This window comes from Belnapia mucosa, from assembly GCF_016775475.1.
GTDB classification, from domain to species: Bacteria; Pseudomonadota; Alphaproteobacteria; order Acetobacterales; family Acetobacteraceae; genus Belnapia; species Belnapia mucosa.
On sequence record NZ_JAEUXJ010000123.1, the window covers coordinates 1 to 257 of the forward strand.

General features: G+C 72.8%; 1 pseudogene. It reads right to left on the minus strand.

Going from position 1 to position 257, the window contains the following annotated elements:
- Window positions 1–257, minus strand: a pseudogene (locus JMJ55_RS30630) (aldolase/citrate lyase family protein); the annotation flags it as partial.

The window sequence follows — 257 nt, forward strand, 5'->3', positions numbered from 1 at the left end:
GTCATGCCGAACTCGTCCGTGACACCGGTGGCCTCGGCGAGCTTGGCGCCGAGCGCCCCGACCGCGGGGCCGTCGATGGGACCCGGGAGGTTCGCCGCGCGGGAGGCGATGGTGAACTGCGAGCGCGTGTACGCGAGCGCCATGGGGTTCTCGCCGAAGCCGGTGTCTCGGCGGTAGTCGCCGATGCCGAACGCCAGGCGGTACGTGGAGCGCGCGGTGGCGATGTCCTGCAGGTTCTGCACCCCGCGGGCGGTCTC